General features: G+C 37.1%; 1 protein-coding gene. It reads right to left on the reverse strand.

The window, feature by feature from the left end; translation table 11 throughout:
• Positions 1–1,108: transglycosylase SLT domain-containing protein (locus C9E89_RS22725; RefSeq protein WP_171405217.1), on the reverse strand; the 1,108-nt coding region annotated here is incomplete at both ends.

Raw genomic sequence — 1,108 nt, forward strand, 5'->3', positions numbered from 1 at the left:
GTATTCTTTATGGGCATCAATAAGCTTTTGATAACGATCATCACCGGTTTTAAAAGCATCACTCTGCATGATGTTTTGTTCAACAGAAGTCAAATCACTACGCAACCCAAGTTTTGCACTATCACGATTGTTTTTCAGTGACCATGATTGGTATTCACTCGGTGTCATCGTTGCTTTAGCAAAAATGTCGTCAGTGTTACTGCTTAAGCCTCGAATTTGATCCTGAATAGCTTTGAAGTCATTTATTGCTTCAAATTCTTCCCACTTTTGCGCTTTTCTAAATTGCTGCAGATCATAAGCCAATTGCTCATCAACAGATTCTTTCGCAAGCTGCTTTTGAATGTCATTCAATTCAGAACTAAGAGCAATATGCGCTTTATTTATCTCAGCTTCTTTCTTCAACTTTTCATCTTCAGTCCAACTCCAAGAATTTAACTGTTGATCTAATTCAAGTTTAGAAAGTCGAGTTTCGTTTGCGTAACGCTCTTCAATACGTGGAATAAGATGCTGCAAGCCAAGACGTTCAGCTTCCGCAATATCATCAATACGTTTTTGATTGCGAATAACATCTTCAGAAGAAAGTTGCTTGCGAAACTCATTTTGATCATTTTGAAACTTACGAAAAGCCTCATCGCCTTTTTCAAAATCACTAAGATAATTTTCAACAGTGTAATCAGTACCAAAAGTTTGACCGCTAGCACCTGCCATATATCCTTGGTATTTCTTCCAATAATCATTGTTGTATTTGCCAATGTTGGTACCACGCTGAACATTTCCTTCACCCGCATGATAAGCACGTACCGCTTTTTCTAAATCACCTTTAAAGAACTCAAGAAGATAATTCATATACTTGGCAGCAGCTTCAGCAGATTTCCCCAAATCAAATGTTTGACCACTGATCTTAAAACGTTTTGCTGTATCAGGCATAAACTGAAAACCACCTGAAGCACCAGTAGTCTTATTGACCTGATTTGTTTTACCTGTATTTCCTGTTTCAATGGCATGAATAGCAGATAATGTGCCTTTTGGTAGATTGTATTTAGACTCAAGTGCTGCAAAATTATATTTAGCAGCATTTTCTTGAATTTGAGCATTGAGCTTTAAGGCT

This window comes from Acinetobacter sichuanensis, from assembly GCF_003024515.2.
Lineage (GTDB): Bacteria > Pseudomonadota > Gammaproteobacteria > Pseudomonadales > Moraxellaceae > Acinetobacter > Acinetobacter sichuanensis.